The sequence below is a fragment of the Rhodococcus sp. KBS0724 genome, from assembly GCF_005938745.2.
In the GTDB taxonomy this organism is placed as follows: domain Bacteria; phylum Actinomycetota; class Actinomycetes; order Mycobacteriales; family Mycobacteriaceae; genus Rhodococcus_F.
The window spans coordinates 3339863-3358986 of record NZ_VCBX02000001.1; the positions used below are offsets into that span (position 1 = coordinate 3339863).

The 19124-nt window shown below is 61.8% G+C and carries 19 protein-coding genes and 1 pseudogene; 10 read left to right on the forward strand and 10 right to left on the reverse strand.

Annotated elements, in window-relative coordinates:
- Nucleotides 1-212 precede the first annotated feature (212 nt).
- On the reverse strand, nt 213-554 hold the full coding sequence (locus tag FFI94_RS15240) for a hypothetical protein (protein WP_138868601.1): 342 nt from the start codon (nt 552-554) through the stop codon (nt 213-215).
- 201 nt (nt 555-755) lie between these two features.
- Between FFI94_RS15240 and FFI94_RS15245 the strand changes: the two genes are divergently transcribed.
- Entirely contained in the window at nt 756-1094 is a 339-nt protein-coding gene (locus FFI94_RS15245) for an RNA polymerase-binding protein RbpA (RefSeq protein ID WP_033232034.1), read from the forward strand.
- A 316-nt stretch (nt 1095-1410) separates the two neighbouring features.
- Here the strand turns inward: FFI94_RS15245 and FFI94_RS15250 are convergent, their stop codons facing one another.
- The 5 genes from FFI94_RS15250 to FFI94_RS15270 form a co-directional block, all read right to left on the reverse strand.
- Nucleotides 1411-2208: a hypothetical protein gene (locus FFI94_RS15250; protein ID WP_138868602.1), complete on the reverse strand. Its 798-nt coding sequence runs from the start codon at nt 2206-2208 to the stop codon at nt 1411-1413.
- A 65-nt stretch (nt 2209-2273) separates the two neighbouring features.
- A complete protein-coding gene (locus FFI94_RS15255) occupies nt 2274-3581 on the reverse strand; it encodes a TerD family protein (RefSeq protein WP_138868603.1) in 1308 nt (435 codons plus the stop codon).
- Nucleotides 3574-5175 carry an apolipoprotein N-acyltransferase gene (gene lnt / locus FFI94_RS15260; RefSeq protein ID WP_138868604.1) on the reverse strand — a complete coding sequence of 534 codons (1602 nt, stop codon included), beginning with the start codon at nt 5173-5175 and terminating at the stop codon, nt 3574-3576. Before lnt ends, FFI94_RS15255 begins: the two co-directional genes overlap by 8 nt.
- Nucleotides 5165-6763 carry an amidohydrolase gene (locus FFI94_RS15265; RefSeq protein WP_138868605.1) on the reverse strand — a complete coding sequence of 533 codons (1599 nt, stop codon included), beginning with the start codon at nt 6761-6763 and terminating at the stop codon, nt 5165-5167. The genes lnt and FFI94_RS15265 overlap by 11 nt, the downstream gene beginning before the upstream one ends.
- An 18-nt stretch (nt 6764-6781) precedes the next feature.
- Nucleotides 6782-7345 (reverse strand): FxsA family protein, encoded by a 564-nt coding sequence (locus FFI94_RS15270; protein ID WP_138868606.1) that lies wholly within the window; start codon nt 7343-7345, stop codon nt 6782-6784.
- A 231-nt stretch (nt 7346-7576) separates the two neighbouring features.
- Between FFI94_RS15270 and FFI94_RS15275 the strand changes: the two genes are divergently transcribed.
- Nucleotides 7577-8269 carry a hypothetical protein gene (locus FFI94_RS15275; RefSeq protein ID WP_138868607.1) on the forward strand — a complete coding sequence of 231 codons (693 nt, stop codon included), beginning with the start codon at nt 7577-7579 and terminating at the stop codon, nt 8267-8269.
- A 12-nt stretch (nt 8270-8281) separates the two neighbouring features.
- Here the strand turns inward: FFI94_RS15275 and FFI94_RS15280 are convergent, their stop codons facing one another.
- Together FFI94_RS15280 and FFI94_RS15285 are read right to left on the reverse strand one after the other, a co-directional pair.
- Entirely contained in the window at nt 8282-8941 is a 660-nt protein-coding gene (locus FFI94_RS15280; RefSeq protein WP_138868608.1) for a response regulator transcription factor, read from the reverse strand.
- Between the two features lie 36 nt (nt 8942-8977).
- Entirely contained in the window at nt 8978-9700 is a 723-nt protein-coding gene (locus FFI94_RS15285) for a hypothetical protein (RefSeq protein WP_138868609.1), read from the reverse strand.
- A gap of 162 nt (nt 9701-9862) precedes the next feature.
- Here FFI94_RS15285 and FFI94_RS15290 point away from each other — a divergent pair, with 162 nt between their 5' ends.
- From FFI94_RS15290 to FFI94_RS15300, 3 genes are all read left to right on the forward strand, one after another.
- Nucleotides 9863-10486 carry a class I SAM-dependent methyltransferase gene (locus FFI94_RS15290; protein WP_138868610.1) on the forward strand — a complete coding sequence of 208 codons (624 nt, stop codon included), beginning with the start codon at nt 9863-9865 and terminating at the stop codon, nt 10484-10486.
- A gap of 137 nt (nt 10487-10623) precedes the next feature.
- Nucleotides 10624-12009 (forward strand): hemolysin family protein, encoded by a 1386-nt coding sequence (locus FFI94_RS15295; protein ID WP_138868611.1) that lies wholly within the window; start codon nt 10624-10626, stop codon nt 12007-12009.
- Entirely contained in the window at nt 12009-13022 is a 1014-nt protein-coding gene (locus FFI94_RS15300; RefSeq protein ID WP_138873205.1) for a hemolysin family protein, read from the forward strand. The genes FFI94_RS15295 and FFI94_RS15300 overlap by 1 nt, the downstream gene beginning before the upstream one ends.
- Before the next feature lie 54 nt (nt 13023-13076).
- Here FFI94_RS15300 and FFI94_RS15305 read toward each other — a convergent pair whose 3' ends face one another.
- The gene (locus FFI94_RS15305) at nt 13077-13562 is read right to left on the reverse strand and encodes an acetyltransferase (protein ID WP_138868612.1); all 486 of its coding nucleotides are present in this window, start codon (nt 13560-13562) and stop codon (nt 13077-13079) included.
- On the opposite strand from FFI94_RS15305, the gene FFI94_RS15310 reads away from it, so the two are divergent.
- The 3 genes and pseudogenes from FFI94_RS15310 to FFI94_RS15320 form a co-directional block, all read left to right on the forward strand.
- Entirely contained in the window at nt 13561-14025 is a 465-nt protein-coding gene (locus FFI94_RS15310) for a hypothetical protein (RefSeq protein ID WP_138868613.1), read from the forward strand. The two genes, FFI94_RS15305 and FFI94_RS15310, sit on opposite strands and share 2 nt — an antisense overlap.
- A 45-nt stretch (nt 14026-14070) precedes the next feature.
- Entirely contained in the window at nt 14071-14751 is a 681-nt protein-coding gene (locus FFI94_RS33675) for a DUF3800 domain-containing protein (RefSeq protein ID WP_185993212.1), read from the forward strand.
- 693 nt (nt 14752-15444) lie between these two features.
- Nucleotides 15445-15771: pseudogene (locus FFI94_RS15320) on the forward strand (transglycosylase family protein); the annotation flags it as partial.
- A gap of 169 nt (nt 15772-15940) precedes the next feature.
- On the opposite strand, the gene FFI94_RS15325 reads toward FFI94_RS15320, so the two are convergent.
- Entirely contained in the window at nt 15941-16606 is a 666-nt protein-coding gene (locus FFI94_RS15325; protein WP_138868615.1) for a TetR/AcrR family transcriptional regulator, read from the reverse strand.
- A 119-nt stretch (nt 16607-16725) separates the two neighbouring features.
- On the opposite strand from FFI94_RS15325, the gene FFI94_RS15330 reads away from it, so the two are divergent.
- Nucleotides 16726-18120, forward strand: coding sequence for an MFS transporter (locus FFI94_RS15330; RefSeq protein WP_138868616.1), 1395 nt, complete (start codon nt 16726-16728; stop codon nt 18118-18120).
- Nucleotides 18121-18126: 6 nt separating this feature from the next.
- On the forward strand, nt 18127-19122 hold the full coding sequence (locus tag FFI94_RS15335; RefSeq protein WP_138868617.1) for an ABC transporter substrate-binding protein: 996 nt from the start codon (nt 18127-18129) through the stop codon (nt 19120-19122).
- Nucleotides 19123-19124 lie beyond the last annotated feature (2 nt).

Sequence of the window (19124 nt, forward strand, 5' to 3'; positions counted from 1 at the left end):
CCTGTACGAGCCCACCGGACCTCATTGATCGCGATACGTGCGCGATTGTGGGTCGGCTCGGAGTTCGAACCTCCCCGAAGGTCCGAACTGAAGGATTTAAGTTGTATCGCCTCGTGTGCCCACCGCTTATTCACGGCGGCGCGCACGGCTACAAAGTGATTGCCCAGACGGGGAGGATCGAAACACCGCGTCGATCGAAAGAAATTACCGGTTCATCGGAAACGTTCGGCTTCGCGCGCGAGTACCGTCAACTGCTCGCACAACGCGAGAAGTTCGGCGGAATCAGCGCCCTCGGCGACTGCCGTGGCAACATCCTCGGCAGCACACCGAACTTCGAACATGCGGTCCACCAACTCGACAGCCTCGGTCGCCGTCAGGATGACCGCGTCCGCCGGAACGCTGGTGCCCTTCACCGCATTGCGCTGCTCGTACGCACGCTGGCGACACGACTGACAGCAGTAACGACGCCGACGGCCGACGCCCACAGCCGGTACGCCGCGACCGCACCACGCGCAGGGGCTTGCGGCGCTTCTGGGGCGCGTGCTCGAGGTCATGACTGGACACTTTACTCGAGATTCCGACGCCCTCGATGTCCGCTCGGATGTGAGCGCGCAGCACCCGGTAAGATGGGGAGGTTGCGTCTTCTCGCCACACGGGAACCAATCCGGTGCTCGTGGCGTTGTAGATGAGTGTGAGCGTCTACTCCCCAAGACAGGGCGCCCACCAGCGGTGACGAACGAAGAGAGGACACCACCATGGCAGATCGCGTACTTCGAGGTAGCCGACTCGGAGCTGTGAGCTACGAGACCGACCGTGACCATGACCTCGCCCCCCGTCGTATGGCGAAGTACAAGTGCGACAACGGTGAGATCTTTGACATCCCGTTCGCCGACGACGCCGAGATCCCCGGTACGTGGATGTGCCGCAACGGCCTCGAGGGTTCCCTCATGGAGGGCACTGCGCCCGAAGCCAAGAAGGTCAAGCCGCCGCGCACCCACTGGGACATGCTGCTCGAGCGTCGTTCCGTCGAGGAGCTCGAAGAACTGTTGAAAGAGCGTCTCGATCTCCTGAAGGCGAAGCGCCGCGGAGCGTGATGCACTAGCACCACAGCGTGCACGTCGAAGACCGTCCGGCAATGTGCCGGGCGGTCTTTCTCGTTGCGTTCGATGCCGATGCGGTCCTTGTGTTGCAGCCATTGTCCACGAACCCTTCTTCGACGCCGACGTCACCCGAAAGCGTTTCCGCTCAGCGGTTTTCATCGTTCAGACAAGCACCCGTGCCGGTAGCGTCCCTCGCGCAAGTGTGCGGGAAAAGCCATCGGCACGGATATCTGTACCAGTGTTTGCTGTATCCCCGGACGGCTCGGATGCCAAACGTCACAGACAGGGCCCAGCTTCCTCCCTGGTGCGCTCAGGTCGTCCAGCGGCGCATCGCCACGTATCCCGCTGCTCCCACCACAATCAGCGCGACGCCCAGGGAAACCGGCGTCGAGTCCGTCACCAGCCCGGCCATACCGGTGATTGCTACGAAAACAGGGACGAAATCGAACAGTCGAGCAATGGATTCCGGCGGCTCGACCGGAAACCCGAGTGCTTGGCCGGCCTTGCTCCGGGCGTAGCTCGGATACCACTCGGTGAACGAGATAGCGAAGAACGTGCCCGCCAACTGCAGAATCCAACCCGTCCAGAAATTGCCGCTGTCGCCCAGCACTGCGTCGCCGATCAGTCCGACAATCGCGGACCAGGTGAAGGCCAGCGCCCAGACCGCGGTGATGACGTAATTGATCCGCAAGAACAGCGACGTGGTCCAGTACTCCTGCGGGGTGGATTCCTTTGCATATTGCATGGTGAACGGGTTGCGGAGCAGTATCGATCCGAAAGCGAAGACGACAAGCGCGACATTGGTGAGCTCACCGCCCCACAATTCGAACCACTCGATCGTATTTGCCGAGGCGAACAGACCGATTCCTGCGAGAACGCCGAAGAAGAGGACATCGAACAGTTCCAGCAGTTTCAGAGTGCCGCCCCGCCGATGATTTGCGGCCAGTATCAGCAGCGATAACCCGAGTGCCGCTGCCGCGGATTCTTCGAAGCGTCCTGGTCCGGACAACAACGAGAGCAGAATCCACGGCGACAGTCCAGCAAGTGGAGACCGCAGAACCGCGTCGACAACGCTGGTTTTGTGGATGACACTCTGATCTTCGATCATGGGAGACGCCCTTTGCTCGACTAGGTGTCAAGGCGAATACCCGAAATAGAAGACCGCAAGCCCTTTTAGCGGCGCTTCTTACCGGCGGGCTCGCACTTGCCGGCGTACTTGTCGAGGCCGATGCCCTTGTTCGCTTTCTTGCTGCGTCCCGTCGGGCCCGATTTAGGCCGCTGCACCCACTGGCCGGCGCTGTCCAGGCCGGGCATGCGCTCACTGAGCGTTCGGCTGTACCGAGTCTCGCCGTCGACGGTCAGAACACCGTCCTGGACGTCGATGTGCGCGATGGTCGCCCAGAAGGAGTTCTTGCCGTTGCCGACAAACACGAGGATCTCGTCGGCGTCCGGACCGGGGAGTCCGTCCTTGCCGGCCTTGCCGTAGCGAATGGCGACGCGAGGTTTACCGAACGAGTCGATGGCCCCTGCCCCGTTGTCCACGCTCTGATAGACGTTGACCAGTAGATCGCCGTTTTCTTGTGGCAACACGCGGACCTGCTCGACAGCAGGCTTCTTCCCCTTGCCCGGACCGGCACTGTCACCGTAGTGGTAGATGTGCGGCCATGTATCAAGTCCGCCGCGATGATTCGGCTCACCACTGATGACGACGTAGTCGTTGGTCTCTTCGTTGCGGCAGAAGAAGTAGACGTCGAGGTCTCCTTCGCCGTACTTCTTGACCTTGCCGTTTCCGTCGTACGTCGCCCCGCGCCCATCCCATTCCAGGCCGACGGTCAACACCCAACTGGGATCGCCCTGGCTCTTACGCAGGTCGATGCGCGCTGTCTTGTCCGGCGAGTCCTTGGTGAGGCTGACGGAGACTTTCTCGAAGCTGATCGTCGGAGCCGCACTGACAACGGGCGGCTCCGGTGCCACAGCAGCACTTGGCTCGTCGTCATCGACGTCGATACCGTGTTCGGCGGCAAAAGCTGCCAAACCGGCGCTGTACCCCTGTCCGACAGCGTCCAGGCGCCACCCTGCGCCGCGGCGATAGAGGGCTACCAACTGCAGCACTGTCTCGGTGCTCAAACCAGTTGGCACAAAAGACAACTGCTGCGACGCACCACGAGCGTCGACGCGGATCGAGGTGACGTCCGAGAAGTTCTTGCCCTGAGCCTCGGTGCTGCCGGTCATCAGCACGCGGTGAACGTCGGCAGGCACAGCCGCAAGGTCGATGGTGATCGTCTCGTCCGAAACGAGTACAACGCCAGGTGCTTTCGGGTTGTTGAAGAAGACGAAGTCGTCGTCGGTCCGGACTTTGCCGTCGGCGCCGAGCAGGACCGCCGCGATATCCACAACACCGCGAACGCTTCCGGTGTCGAGCGCGATGGTGTAACTCGAATCCACCAGGTCAGTTTTCGAGCCCTTGGTTACGTCAGTCATTGCTCTCTCCTGTTTCGGGAAGGGCGGGTTCACGTCGTCGGGAAATCACTGCCATCACTATTGCGCCCGCAGCGAGGAGGCACAGGACTACCTCGGGTGCGGGGCCGAGCTTTGTTGCAAGGGTGGTCTCGGTCGAGAGTGGCACGTCGGCAACTAAGTACTCGGGGACGAACATATCCGTCTCCGAGGTGACGGAACCGTCCGGCGAGATGATGGCACTGACACCACTCGTGGCTGCGACAACTACCGCCCGGCCGTGTTCGACGGCACGTACTCGCGACATCGCCAACTGCTGGTATGTCATCTCCGTATCGCCGAACGTCGCATTGTTGGTCGGTACGGCAAGAATTTGCGCCCCATTGCGAACTGATTCCTGGAAGGCCCGGTCGAAGGCCACCTCGTAACACGTGGCGATCCCGATAGGCACACCGGCAGCGTGAACAACGCCATTGCCGTCGCCGGGTACGAAGTTGCCGGCTCGGTCGGCATACTCGGAAAACTTCCGGAAGAAATCGCGGTACGGCAGGTACTCGCCGAACGGCTGGATGATCTTCTTGTCGTGCTGTTCCTGTGGACCCTTGTTTCCGTCCCAGACGATCACGGAGTTTGTGGTCGTCCGGTCGGCGTTGACCAGCACGGTACCGACCAGGATCGGCGCACCGATCGACACGGACGCGCGAGTGATGTCGGCTGCCGCGTCCACGTTGCGCAGCGGATCGATGTCCGACGCGTTTTCCGGCCAGATGACAATGTCGGGTTGTTTGACGCGTCCGGCGTCGACCTCGTCGGCGAGCCTCAGGGTTTCGGCAACGTGGTTGTCGAGCACCTGCTTGCGCTGGGAATTGAAGTCCAACCCCAACCGCGGGACACTGCCCTGAATTGCGGCGACGGTAATCGTCTTCTCACCGGAGTCCATAGTCGCGAGGAACGGCGACACGATTACAGCCAGCAGAACCGGTACGACGGCTGCGGCAATCGCTCCCACAAATCCCTTGTCCCAGCGTTTGTTTGCAACGGCGATCGCCGCCGCAGCCAACCCTGTCCCCGTGAGTGCCACCGCAAAACTGAGCAGTGGAGCCCCGCCGAGACTGGCCAACGGGAGAAGCAAGCCTTCGGATTGGCCGAATGCAAGCCTGCCCCAGGGGAATCCGCCGAACGGCACGCTCGAGCGTAACCACTCGGTCAGCGTCCAGGTCGCGGCAATCCACAACGGAGCCCACGGCGACCGCGACACCAGCACCGCCAGTAGCCCGAACAATCCGATGAACAGTGACTCCACCGCGGCAAGAGCTATCCACGGCAACGCGCCGACAAACACACCGATCCACGGGAGCAACGGAATCAGAAAGCCGAGACCCGCCAGGTAGCCGTATCCGAAGCCGGCTCGCAGCCTCAGTCCCCCGCGGCCGAAGTTCGTGAGAACGCACGTCAGGAGAGCAATGCCCACCGGAGCGAGAAACCACAGGGGGCGTGGCGGAAATCCCGCAAAGATCAGAAATCCGCCGGCCGCGGAGTAGAGCGACCGCAGCCAGATCGAATCAGTCAGAAGGGCCGTCAGTCGGGAGCGCTCACCGACAATGGGCTCAACGCTCATAAACGACGCGTCCGCGATGCACCGATCGAACGCACACCGGGGCCGGCGCATCGGCGTCGAGCTTCGGTAGTGCCGGGACGCGCGAGCGCGGATCGGTCGACCATCGCTGGACCGAGTCGGCGGGAGCGCTCACCTCGAGGTCGCCCGCTTCCCAAATGACGTACGACGCCGGTGCACCCGGGTTGAGTGTTCCGGCCGCGCCGTCGCGCACTCCACCGGCGCGCCAGGCGCCGCGGGTTGCGGCTGAGAACGCTGCGCGAGGTGAGATGCCACTTCCGTCGGTGCGGTGATGTACTGCGGCTCGCAGCATCGCCCACGGTTCCACCGGAGTGACCGGTGCGTCGGAACTGAAGGCGAGGGACACGCCGGTGGAAGCTGCCGGGGCAAACGGGTTCAGTGCAACGGCGCGTTCGCTGCCCAGTCGAGTGGCGTACAGGCCGTCGGTGCCGCCCCACAGTTCGTCGAAAACCGGCTGGACGCTGGCGATGACGCCGAGCGCGGCAAAGGTTTCGGCATCTGCGATCGACATCATTTCGGCGTGCTCGAGGCGGTGGCCGAGAGCGGCGACCTTGGGTCCGCCGAGTTCGTCGGCAACCTGTCGGAAGGCTTTCGCTGCGGCGGAGACGGCGGCATCACCAATTGCGTGAAAACCGGCCTGGATGCCGGCGAGGGTGCAGGCGCGAATGTGCGCGGCGATGCCGTCGACGCCCAAGTAGGCGTTTCCGGTCGAATCCGGTTGATCTGCATAGGGTTCGGTGAGCCAGGCAGTATGCGATCCCAGTGAACCGTCGATGAAGAGGTCACCGCCAAGTCCGTGAGCGCCTGTCTTGTCGAGGAGCGCCTGCGCGTCTTCCGCGGTGCTGACGTGCTCACCCCAGTAGCCGCGGACCTCGACGCCGTGATCGTGGGCGAGGAGTTCCTGAAAGTCGGTGAGGCCCGAGATGTCCGGGCCGCCGCACTCGTGTACGGCGACGATTCCGCGTGACGCGCAGAGATCGAGGGCGGCGGTGCGAGCCGCGGCGCGCTGATCTGCCGTGAGCAGGTTGCGTGCGGCGGCGCGGGCGAGGTGGTGAGCGTCGAAGGTGAGCGGGCCGTCTGGCGAGTAACCGGCCTCGTTGGCCAGTCCGGTTATCCCGTCCCGCAGCGTGCTCGAGCAGACGGCTGAGTGCACGTCGATCCGGGATAGATACACCTTGCGTCCGGGGGCCGCAGTATCGAGGTCAGCCGTCGACGGCGCAGTACTGCCGGCCCATTCGGTATCGTCCCACCCGTGCCCCCAGATGACGGCGTCCGGGTTGGCGTCAGCGAATGCCGTTACCCGCGAAAGGCATTCGTCGAGCGACTGGGTGCCGACGAGATCAAGTCCGACAATCGACAATCCCAGAGCAGTGATGTGGACGTGGGTGTCGACAAACCCCGGGGTGACAAATGCACCGCCGAGATCTTCGATCTCGGCGCCGGGATGCAGTGCCCTTCCGGCGCGTTCGTCACCTACCCAGACGACGGTGCCGTCGGTGATGGCGAGTGAAGTCGCGTCAGGTGCAAAGGAACTGTAGATCCGGCCGTTGACCAGCAGTCGAGTAGTCACAAGGGCCAAGTCTGCCTGCTAGTACTGCGGCCCCCGCGAACGGGTAGGTGTATCCGTGTCGAGAATCTCACCTTCGAGGACGAGTTCTTTGCCGTTGCTTGCGACATATTCGGTGGTAGCGGTAGGTGTTTCGACGATGATCTCGCCGTCGATGACCTCACCGTTTCCGCGCATCCGTGCTGCGTATCCGACGGTGCCGGCAAAGGCGTCACCACCTGCTGCGAATGCTGCCGCACGCTTGCCCGCCAGAAGAACAGCCAGGGGACGCAGTGCCCATCGGGTCGGGGGAATCAGCAGAAGCAGACCCAGGACCGACGTGACAAGACCGGGGACGAACATCAACGCGGAACCAGCGGCCACGAGGGCGCCGTCTGCGACAGCAAGTGACGGCGAGCCTTCGCCGCGTGTTGCTTTGCGGAATCCGTCCATGACTTTGCGCCACTGCGAACGCATGAGCACCAGCCCGACCAGTGAACCGGCCAGGAAAAGCAAGATTGTCCAGGCAATGCCGATGGCGTTGCCCACGATGACAAGTGCGGCGATCTCGACGATCACATAAAGCAGGAACAAGGCGGCGATCATGACGTCCCCTTTCAGACGGTCTACCAGTACAACGCACGACGGTCCGGTTTTTCTCCCGAGCTGCCCACATTGCCTGTGTAGTGAGTCACTTCTGCGCTTCAATCGGTGTGCGCGGCGGTAACTAACGCTCCGCTAACAATCTAACCCTAAAGTTGACCTTTAGACTCTGCGTGTGGTCAAGTCGTTTCAGCCCGCTTTCCAGCGGACCCAGTGAACGTGAAGGAGCCCGACATGAGCCGACTCCCCGGCAAGAGACTTTCCCGACGTCTACCCGCTGCGCTTGCCGGCGCTGCCGCCGTCGTAGCCCTGACTGCAGGATCTACCCTGTTCGGAGCCGGTACTGCGGCAGCAGATCCCGAGACACCTGCCGAGTTCACGGTGCCCGTCGAGATCAATGTGCCCACCGACCTCGCAGCACTGATCGGTCAAGCCGCCGCAATCTCTCCCGAAGCGACTGCTGCGTTGAATCAGTTGATCGGCACGACGGCAGCTGACCAGATCGCTGACGCATTGGGCGTTGATCTCGGCTTCACGACACCGGTGCAGTTCATGTATCCCGCACCGACGGTTGGTTGTGGGCTCGACGGACAGATGGCGACGGTGACTCTGGCAACGGCGCAGTCGGGACCCAACTTCCCGGTGGGTCCGCTGGTGAAGGACGATCAACTTCGCTTCCAGGCGATTCCTGCGTACCTCGGGATTCCGAAGACCTCCGGCTTGAGTGTCGCCTGGATCAACACCAGTACCTTCAAGGGCGGAATCGTTCCCCTCGACGAGACCCTCCCTATCGTGGACACTCCCCTGTTGTCGAAGGTGGTCGACACCGGCGACGGCAAGGTCCTGGCCACGATGTTCGGCAAGGTCGACTACACCGACGGAAAGTCCTGCATCGTGCTTCCGACGGTCGGCTCCTTCGACGCCTGAGCCTGAATCGGCCTACGAGCCGGGAGTAACCAACCCGGTCTCGTAGGCCAGCACGACAGCTTGCACACGGTCGCGAAGATCCAGCTTGGTCAAAATACGTCCGACGTGAGACTTGATCGTCGACTCGGACAGAAACAGCTCCTGGGCGATTTCCGTGTTGGACCGACCCGTCGCAATGTGGCTGAGCACTTCTCGTTCACGCTCGGTCAACACATCGAGAACAATCGGATCGCGCCGCGGCGCCGGACCGTCAACGATAAAGCGAGACAACAACCTTCGTGTCACCTTGGGTGACACAACAGCATCGCCGGCAGCAACACTGCGGATTGCGGATACAAGATCCTCGGGCGGAGTGTCCTTGAGCAGGAACCCACTGGCACCGGCCCGCAACGCGCCGAGCGCATGTTCGTCGAGGTCGAACGTCGTCATCACCAGAACACGCGATTCGATCCCCGACGCCAGAATCTGCTCGGTTGCACTGACTCCGTCGACGATCGGCATCCGAACGTCCATCAGCACGACATCCGGCTTCAGTGCGATCGCCGAGGCAAGGGCAGCCGCGCCGTCCCCAGCCTCACCGACGACGGAAATATCTTCGTGTGCCGCAAGGACCATATTGAGGCCCATTCGCATGAGTTCCTGGTCGTCGACAATCAGCACGGAGATAGGCACCGCGTAAATCTATCGGGCCGACAGAGCTGATGCGACTCAGCCACTCCGAGGGGCCGGCTGGTGTCGGGTGGCGTCATAGGCTTCGAAGTAGGACTCGCCTACCACGAACATTCCGCGCTGCGGAAGCCAGAAGTCTCCGAGACGCGCCTGTTCAGGCAGCGGACCGGGCGGTCCGATGTCGACCCCGTCGATACTCGCCCGACTTCGCTCGACGGTCCACAACATCCGCGGATTGGCTCGAAACCACTGACCGTTCGGGGTCGTGCCGGTCAATTTCACCCGGCCGACGCCCAGCGCAGGTCCAGCGGCGCGTCCCATCGCCGACAGGACACCGTCACTGCGCCACAACGCCTCGGGCATGAGCTTGCCGAGGCCCGTCATTGCGGCAGTGGCAACCGATCGACCCAATTCGAGTTCCCAGACGAGTGACTCGTCCACCCGGGCAGTGAACGTCGACGGGCCTGCCCACGTCACCTTGATCTCTGCTGTTCGTGCGGCCGCGAGATCCGAGCCGAAGTATCGGGCGCAGCTGGTCTCGGGTGGGTTGCTGCTGTAAATGACCCAGCTTCCGGCGGGGTCTCGATGCCACACCGCGTCGTACCCGGCCCCGACGGAACTGGCGGGAAAATGCCGCAATGCCAGGTAGTGGCCACTTGCAAAGGGCTGCCCCATCACTCCGTATCCGGCGAACCGTTCTTGTCCGGCGCCGGGGGGAACATCTATGGCGCGTTCGGCAATCGAACGTGGATTGTCGGTCATTGTTCGTCCTCTCCGAATCCATCCCCTTTCGGTGGTTACCCCGTTTCGACGTCGACACCGGTGTGCTGCGATGTTCACAAATCCATCGGCGTGAGCGGGTGCAACATCTGCCGCGACTCTGAAATGCTGGATGTACAGCAACCGGAAGATGGGAAGGCTGTCATGAGGTTCTACGAGAATCACTTCGTTCCACGGCTGGTGAATGTCGCCTGCGGGATGTCGGTGACCGAACCGTCACGCAAGCGAGTCTGCGCCGACCTGCACGGCCGAGTAGTCGAAATCGGTTTCGGATCCGGTCTCAACGTCCCGTTCTACCCGAACACCATCGATTCCGTCAGCGCTGTCGAACCCGCCGACCTCGGCTGGAAACTGGCAGGCGCACGGCTCGAGGCGTCGCCGGTACCCGTCGAACGCTCCGGACTCGACGGCCAGTCACTCCCCTTTCCCGACAACACCTTCGACACCGCCCTGTCCACCTGGACGATGTGCACGATCCCCGACGCACACGCCGCGTTGCGCGAGGTGCGGCGCGTCCTCAAACCCGGCGGTACCCTTCACTTTGTCGAACACGGTCTGGCCCCCGACGAGAATGTTCGACGCTGGCAGCACCGCTTCGAACCGATCCAGAAAGCTGTCGTGGGCGGTTGCCATCTCACCCGTAAGATCCCGGCGCTCGTCCAAACCGCTGGATTCGAAATCCGCGACCTCGACACCTTCTATCAAAAGGGTGTCCCCAAAATCATGGGTGCCCTCTCGCTCGGGTGTGCCGCACCCGTGATCCCCTGAGGGAACTTCCAGCTCACGGTAAACGTAGAGTAAAGGAGAAGTTTTCATACTCCTACAGAGAGCACCATGGACAGACACAGACCCCGGCCGGATACCACCCACTGCGTAGCGAAACGCGATGACGAGGTGTCCGGCTCATGATGATCGCACTGACACTGCTGCTCGGAGTATTGGTCGTACTGCTTATCTCCGCAGTGACCGGATACTTCGTCGCACAAGAATTCGCCTACATGGCCGTCGACCGCTCGCGGCTCAACTCACTCGCCGAAAGCGGCGACGCCGGAGCCAGACGAACTCTCGCGGTTACCCGCCGCACATCGTTCATGCTTTCCGGCGCCCAGCTCGGGATCACGGTGACCGGACTTCTCGTCGGCTACGTCGCCGAACCACTCATCGGTAAGTCCTTGGGGACGATGTTCGGCGGAATCGGCGTCCCGACAGCAGTCGGGTTGGCGATCGGCGCCGTCCTCGCGCTTCTCTTCTCCACCCTGGTGCAAATGCTCTTCGGTGAGCTCTTCCCCAAGAATCTGGCGATCGCTCGGCCGGAGCCGGTAGCGCGGTGGCTGGCTCGCTCGACCACGATCTATCTCAAGTTGTTCGGGTGGTTGATCTGGATCTTCGACCAAGCATCGAATGTGTTGTTGCGCGCCTTGAAGATCGAACCCGTGCATGACGTGGAACACTCCGCTTCTGCCCGCGACCTCGAACACATCGTCGCCGAATCCCGCGAAACCGGCGAGTTACCGCCGGAGTTGTCGACATTGCTCGACCGTATTCTCGATTTCCCCACCCGCCCCGTCGAGCACGCGATGATCCCCCGCACACACGTGGACACAGTCCGCGTCGACGACCCCCTCGACGAGGTCATCACACGCATGGGAACGGGACACTCCCGTTACCCCGTCGTCGGTGACGATTCGGAGGATATTGTCGGTGTCATCCATTTGCACGACGTGCTGACGATGACAGCAACCAGCAACTCGACGGTGCGCTCCCTGGCCCGACCGGCTCTCGTTCTCCCCACCACTTTGCCGCTCCCGAAAGCCTTGACCGAACTCACCGACACCGAAAATCAACTCGCCTGTGTCATCGACGAATACGGCGGATTCGCCGGTGTCATCACGCTCGAGGACATTGCCGAGGAGATCGTCGGAGAAATCACCGACGAACACGATCCGGACCTTCCGTTCGAACTCCCCTCCGCGGACGGACCGTGGGTTGTCGCCGGCGGCACACACCTCGACGAGGTCGAACGCACCATCAGCCGCGACTTGCCCGCCGGTGATTACGAGACGATTGCCGGATTCACCATCGCTCACTACGGGGAACTGCCGCCCGTTGGCGCGCAGATCCGCGTCGAGTTGCCGCCCGACCCTGCCGACCTAATCTCCGACGACAGCCCGCCCCGAAGCTCAGTGGTCATCGAGGTTCTCTCGGTTGATCGACATGTTCCATCGTCGCTGCGCATTCAGGTCGACGACACACCTCAGTCCGCTGACGCCACCGCCAAGGAGGCGAAGTGATGGACAACCCCTGGATAATTCTCTCGATTACGGTCGCACTGATCGCACTCAGCGCTTTCTTCGTCGCCGTCGAATTCGCGCTCATCTCCGCCAAGCGGCACCGCCTCGAGGATGCAGCGCCGAACAGTCGCGCAGCTCGCGCTGCCTTACGCAGCTCATCCGAATTGACCGTGCTGCTCGCCGGCTCCCAGCTGGGCATCACCATCTGCACGCTCGCGCTCGGCGCGATCACCAAACCTGCCGTCCACCACTGGCTGACCCCCGCTTTCTCGAGTTGGGGAATGCCGCTCTGGGTGGCGGACGTCGCAGGCTTCGTCCTGGCCCTGATCATCGTGACGTTCCTCCATCTGGTTGTCGGTGAAATGGCCCCGAAATCATGGGCCATTGCCCACCCCGAGAAATCGGCGACGATGCTTGCCATACCGATGCGCGGGTTCATGTGGCTCACACGGCCGCTACTTCAGGCCTTGAACTCGATGGCCAACTGGCTGTTGATCAAAGTCGGTGTTCAACCCGTTGCACACATCGGCAGTGGGCAGGATCCCGCAGCCCTGCGGCACTTGGTAGAACACTCCGCGAACGTGGGAGCACTCGACGCCAGCTACTCGGCTCAACTGTCCGGAGCTCTCGATATGCAGACGCTGACCGTGCGCGACCTTCTGCGCAGCGACAAGGAGCCCACCTCGGTCACTTCAGGCACCCCACTCGATCAGGTTCGCAGGGTTTCGAAGCAATCGGGACATCTACGAATCCTGGTACGCGACAACGGCATTCCCCTCGGTATTCTCCATGTCCGAGATACCCTGCTCCAGCCCGACGACGCCCGCGCAGCAGACATCATGCGGCCAGCGTTCATTCTCGCATCCGATACGCCGGTCCACCTCGCACTCGCATCGATGCGGGAAACCCGAAATCATCTGGCGGTCGTCACCGACAATGGGACAACCGTCGGGATAATCACCTTGGCTGACGTCCTCGCTCGGCTGTTTCCGAAGGTTGAACAAGCGGCGTGAAGTGATCGATTTTCACAGGGATCTCCGTGAGGCGTAGTGCATCTCGCGGGGTGGTCAGCCAAGTCCGATCGGGGTGTCGGCCCCAATGGTTGACCGCCCCATGTGAAGGATCGGGAACGGGCGCCCGTCTGAATCGGTCGCCGATCGACTCAGGACGACAAAACCGTGGCGCTGATAGAAGCCGGCAGCGTGCGGGTTCTGCTCGTTGACGTCCAGACGCAGATCGGGATGGCGCTCGATCGCACGCGACAGAAGCGCGGAACCAACACCATGCCCACGGTAGGAACTGTCGACGAACAGCATCTCGAGAGAATTGCCCACAAGCCCTGAGAATGCCACGGGAGTTTCCTCGAACTCCGCAACCGTCAGTTCGACCGCCGGGAAATAGTCACTGAGCATCCGAGATTCGTAGAAATCGACATCCTCGGCGGTCAGAAAGTCGTGGGTTGCTTCAACAGCGCTTCGCCAGATGCGAACGAGCGCCGGCCACTCTCCTTCGCCCTCACACGGGCGGAGAACGAATTCCTTCGATGTGCGCATGAGGTTCGATATTACGGATGGCCGACAACGGGTCGTCAACCGAATTACGCCCTCGGCCAGGCCATCACTCGGCGCCGGCAACGACCCCAACAGGCCATTTGATGTCGAGACCGATCGACGCATCGCCGAGTTCAAGGTTTCGCAGTGGAAGGGTGCCGGCACCATGCGCAAGCGCGGCGTGTTCGCTGATCTGGTTCACCTGGCGTCGGACCCGACGGAACGGCGTGCGCAGATGTTCGTCGTCGGGTCGCTTCCGAAGAAGTTCTTGGTGGCCTCACAATCAACCGCCGAGTGGGCCATGGGCCGCTACTCTCCCCACACGCGACTCCGCTTCGAAGAGAAGTTCGGGCCCGCCGGACAGTTCACCGTCGCCGAGTTCACCAGCGGACCGGCAGCACATATCGAGATCGTCGACATCGCAACCCTGGTACCGTCTCTCGGCCTGGCAGACGAATTGCTGTAAGCGACGTCGGCCTACTCTGTTTGCGCCCGGAACCGCTGCGTTCCGTTGCCACAGTCGCCGACGAAGGCCGTTTCCGGGTGGATCAAAATCAGTCCAGATCATTGGCGTTCAGTTCTGCGATGCTGGCTTGATACGCGCAAGCGCCTGTGGCGCGAGTTCGGCATTCCAATCACTGAGAAACTACACACCACTGAGAAACTACACACCACTGCCTATGTGAACGGGCGTGGTCGAATCTCGAAAAGTATCTCTGGCCGGCATGTTCACGATGGACACGAATATTGGAAAGACTTCGGTCGTGAAGTAGCGCATGAGCGCTTGGAAGCTTTGCGATGCGCCGAGGGACTGTCGCTTGGCGCGATCTGCCGTCGCAGAAAACCCGGTAACCTGGCGCAGATCAAAAGAGAACTCTATGCCGAACTCGCGACGAGAGTCGAACACGAGTTGCTTGAGTTCGACTCTCTAGCAATGATTTTCATGGATGGCGATGGGGCTGACGGCTCTTGTCGAACCGCCCGTCGAGGACTCGCTTTAGCTGAACGCCGCGTCATTGAGGATGCGATTCATATCGAGTCCGCAGGATCTCAGTTGATCCAAATGGCCGACCTCGTCGCGTGGTGCGCCAACACCACAATCGACCGCCACGAGAAAAATGTGTTCGCCGCTGAGTGGTCCAACGACCACTTGTCCGAACGTGACCCCAACCGAGAGCCAAAGGAAATTTAGCCCTACAAACAGCTAGACCCCCTTATCCACAGGAGTGGAGGGGTCTGCGGCGACCACTTTACGCTCGACGCGACCGTGCGCCAAAGTGCAGCAATCTGCGTCATATCCACCCCTGCCGAGGATGCACGGTTGCAAACGGTGTCATCCCCGGCTTGGTACTCACCGCCGCTCTGGTGATTGATCCACCCACGACCGCAACTGTCGACTCGATCTTCGGCAGCCGACTTCCTGACCATACTCAGTTGATCGTGCGCATGAACCCAAATCTGCTGGCTCACAAGGAAAATCTGTTCGGTCGGTTGTCGAAGAAGTGGTCTTTGGGCGCTGACTGCGACGGTCATTTCAGCGTGACAATCCACCCGGATCGAGGTAAATCGAGCGATCCGAGACCGCTTACAACGTGATATACATCACATTTCAATGCAATTCTGTAACGCCCAAAAGGCTCCGATAACGGCAATCGACCTGCAAAGACGCGTTCTGATGCACATCTGTTGCACAAAGGCGCGTCGACACGCCGACCCGTGACCAATCCGTGACAGTGACCTACCTTGGAGTGAGCCCAAGCAACCGGGCATTACCGGATCGCCACCGCCAGCCCCACCCCGTGATTCGGATTCGACAACATCCCCTGTGGTGGGAGCTGAGACGGTCACCGTCCTTCGCTGGCGGAAATGGAAAGGAATTATTTACATGAAGAAAAACACTGTCACTCGCGTCCTTGCTTCCGTCGCCGCCGCCGGCGCCCTCACGGCCGGGGCCTTCGGCCTGAGCACGGGCACCGCATCTGCTGCCGGCCACGACTGGTCGGGCGTCGCAGAATGCGAATCGTCGGGCAACTGGGCTGCGAATACCGGCAACGGCTACTACGGCGGACTCCAGTTCAGCCAGAGCACGTGGCAGGCCTACGGCGGCTCGGGCAGTGCGCACAACGCCAGCCAGGCAGAGCAGGAACGTGTCGCGGAAAACGTCCTTGCAGGTCAGGGCGCCGGAGCATGGCCGGTGTGCGGACAGTACCTGCGCTGATCCCCAACCCTCAATCATTGCGTCTCTGCCCGGTGACCGTCGACGGTCACCGGGCAGAGCCATTTCAACAGCATCCAGCTTCGCCATTTCGGCAGCATCCAGCCTCGAAAACCGCACAGCTCAGGCGAATTACCGACGAGACATGACCTTGCTGGACGCGACGCTAGACGGGGCTACGAAGGTATCCGCCGATCAGTATGTCGAGACCTTCGAGATAGCCGTCAGTCGTCGTCCCTACCGGCCAGTCCTCGAGCGCCTCGCTGAGTACGGGCAGTTCCGCGGACCCGATTTCTCGGATCTTGACCGCAAGAGGTGACATGCTGCCTTCCGGCCGCGCGTCGTTGTCGTAGATGTTGAGCAACGAGCCGAGTGTGTAGCTCCACAGCGCTCGATAAACCAACAGTGCGCGACGCGGAGACATGCCGAACTCGACGCACGCGGCCATAGCCCGATCAACCAGGATCAAAGCGCCGCTCCCACCTCGCCCACCTCGCTGAAGCAACTCGATGATCCAGCACTCGGACGCCAAAGTGTCGAAGATGGCGGCAAAGATCACGTGCAGGCGCTCCGCAGGATCCTGGGGCAGTACCAAGGCGCCGAGGTTCTGCGAATATGCGTCCAGAACCGCACTGATCAGCTGTTCCTTGTCCCCAACGTGGCGGTACAGCGCCATTGGCGTAGTGCCGAGCGACTTCGCCACAGCGCGCATGCTCAGGGCGTCGGCGCCGCCCGCCGCCAACTGGCGCTTCGCCTCGTCCACAATCTGCTCCGCCGTCATCGTCGGCGGACGTCCGAGCCGTGGTGATCTCGGCTCCATTTTTTCGCCCATCCGTCGATTGTGCGCGTCCCTGCCACAGTGCTCTCGCTTGGGGAACCCCTTGCATCTCCATCCTTTGCAAGGTAAACCTAACTACTTATGAGAACATGTATACAAATTAGGCGACTCCAATGACGCGGACAACGCGGGCGGTGACCGCGCCTGCCCTGGTCCTCACCACCGCGGCGGCTGCGCAGTTCCTGGTGGCATTCGACATGTCAGTCATCAACGTCGCGCTGCCCGACATCCAGGAATCACTGCGCTTCTCCGACGCCGGGTTGTCGTGGGTCGTCAATGCGTACGCACTCGCATTCGGTGGACTCCTTCTCCTCGGCGGTCGGCTGTGCGACGTGCTCGGCACTCGAAAAGTCCTGGTCTCGGGGCTTCTGCTGTTCGCTCTCGTCAGCATTGTCGGGACTTTCTCGAACTCTGCGGAGATGCTCGTCGGAGCACGTGCGCTTCAAGGCGTCGGCGCCGCGTTGATCGCTCCTGCCGGGCTCGCCGCCCTCAGTCAGGCCTTTCCCACCGGGCGTGCGCGGGCGAAAGCCTTCGGAATCGGAGCTATGACGTCGGCGCTTGGCGGGGCACTGGGTGTCGTCCTGAGCGGAGTCCTCACCGAAGGATTCAGTTGGCGATGGGTGATGTTCGCCGGCGCACCCGTTGCTCTGGTCGCAGCGGTTGCCGGTGCTCGCGGTCTACCCGCCGGCCAGCACGGCAGTGGCGGCTCCCTCGACCTCCCCGGCGCAATCTTGGCGACAACCGCAATCACCGCGCTGGTCGGCACCGTCATCGCCACCGAATCGCATTCCTGGACTTCGGGTTATGTTCTGGGTGGATTCGCGCTCACGATCGTCCTGCTCACTGCATTTGTTGTGGTCGAGAGCCGCTGCGCCACACCGTTGGTACGACTGTCCACTCTGCTTCGCCCCCGGATCGGGCTGGCCAACGCCATCATGTGCTTGGTGTGTGCGGGCCAGTTCAGTGCGTTCTTTTTCGTCTCGCTGTATCTGCAACGCGGACTGGGATATTCGCCGACCACCACCGGTTTGGCTTTCCTGCCGTTCTGTGTCGGCCTGGTTGTCGGAATCCTCGCATCAACCAAACTCCTTCCGCGATACGGGGTTCGACCCTTGCTCGTGATCGGAACGGCACTCGCAGCGATCGGAATCTTCATCTTCTCGTTCATGAACGTCGACAGTTCCTTCTGGGCTGTGCTCATCGCGCCGTCACTGCTGACCAGCATCGGTATCGGCCTCTCGTTCATGCCGCTCAGTAACGTCGCCACCGCCGACGCCCCTCCCGAAGAAGTCGGCATGGCATCCGGGCTACTCAGTACGTCACGTCAGATCGGCGGTTCACTCGGACTTGCCGTTCTCGTGAGCGTCGCGGCTTCGGCGACCGCACGATCCAAGAGCGCGCCGACCGAAGCGCTGGTTTCCGGATACTCCCAAGCCCTGCTCGTCTGCGCAGGTTTACTGCTGGCCGGCACCGTCTTGTCCTTCTTCTTCCCACGAACGGATCGTTGACCTCAGATGTTCACCACCCGAACCACCCTCGGCATCATTTGTGCACTGGTCCTCACCGTCGCCGGGGCAAGCGCTTGCAGCAGTGCCGGCGAATCCGGCACCGCTTCTGCAACTCGCTCCGTCACGCACGAATTCGGGACCGTCGAAGTACCGGCGTCGCCGCAACGCATTCTCGCACTCGATGAATACGCGGGCCTGAGTGCTTTGGCTCTCGGCGTGAAACCCGCCGTCGTCTACAGCACACTGCGTTCGGATGTCGCCAAGACGATTCTTCGCGACCAGGGCGTCGAGGTGCTCGACAAGCCGACGTTCTTCGCCAACCCCGCTGTCGAGGAAATCGCGGCAGTCGAACCCGATGAAATCTTGATGAGCAATGCGGGTCCACTACCGAGCCTTTTCACTCAGATCAATGCCGTCGCACCGACCTTGGTTCTCCCCTACTCGGCGCCGTGGCGAGATGTTCTCGAACAGGCTGGGGCGCAACTCGATCGAGATGCCGAGGCAACCGCGATGATCGGAAAGTTGGAGTCGGGCCTCGAGGACGTCAAGTCCGCAGCAGCCGGTCAGAGCCTGGCGATACTTCTCGGCTACAGCGGAAACCTGTTCACCGTTCCGCCCACCACCCCGATCTCCACACTCGTCACCGAAGCCGGATTCACCAGACCTGCTGCGGAAATCAACGCAACCAACAATCAGGACACCGGAACGATCTCTCCTGTCTCACCGGAACTGTTGCCCGAACATGCCGCACACACGATCGCCGTACTTTCCGGCCAGCAGTACGACGCCTCCCTTGTACGAAACACGCCGCTGTTCGAAAACCTGACACCTGACCCGGCGCGCGCACTCGATGTCAGTGGCGATCTGTGGTTCGGCAGCCACCCGTTTGCCATCTACTGGATCATCCAAGATCTGGACGGGATCGCACACGGCAAGGGGCAGAGCAGCATCGGTACGCTCGACAGCGCCGACGCACGATGGGCGGCGTTCAGCGGGCTCTGACG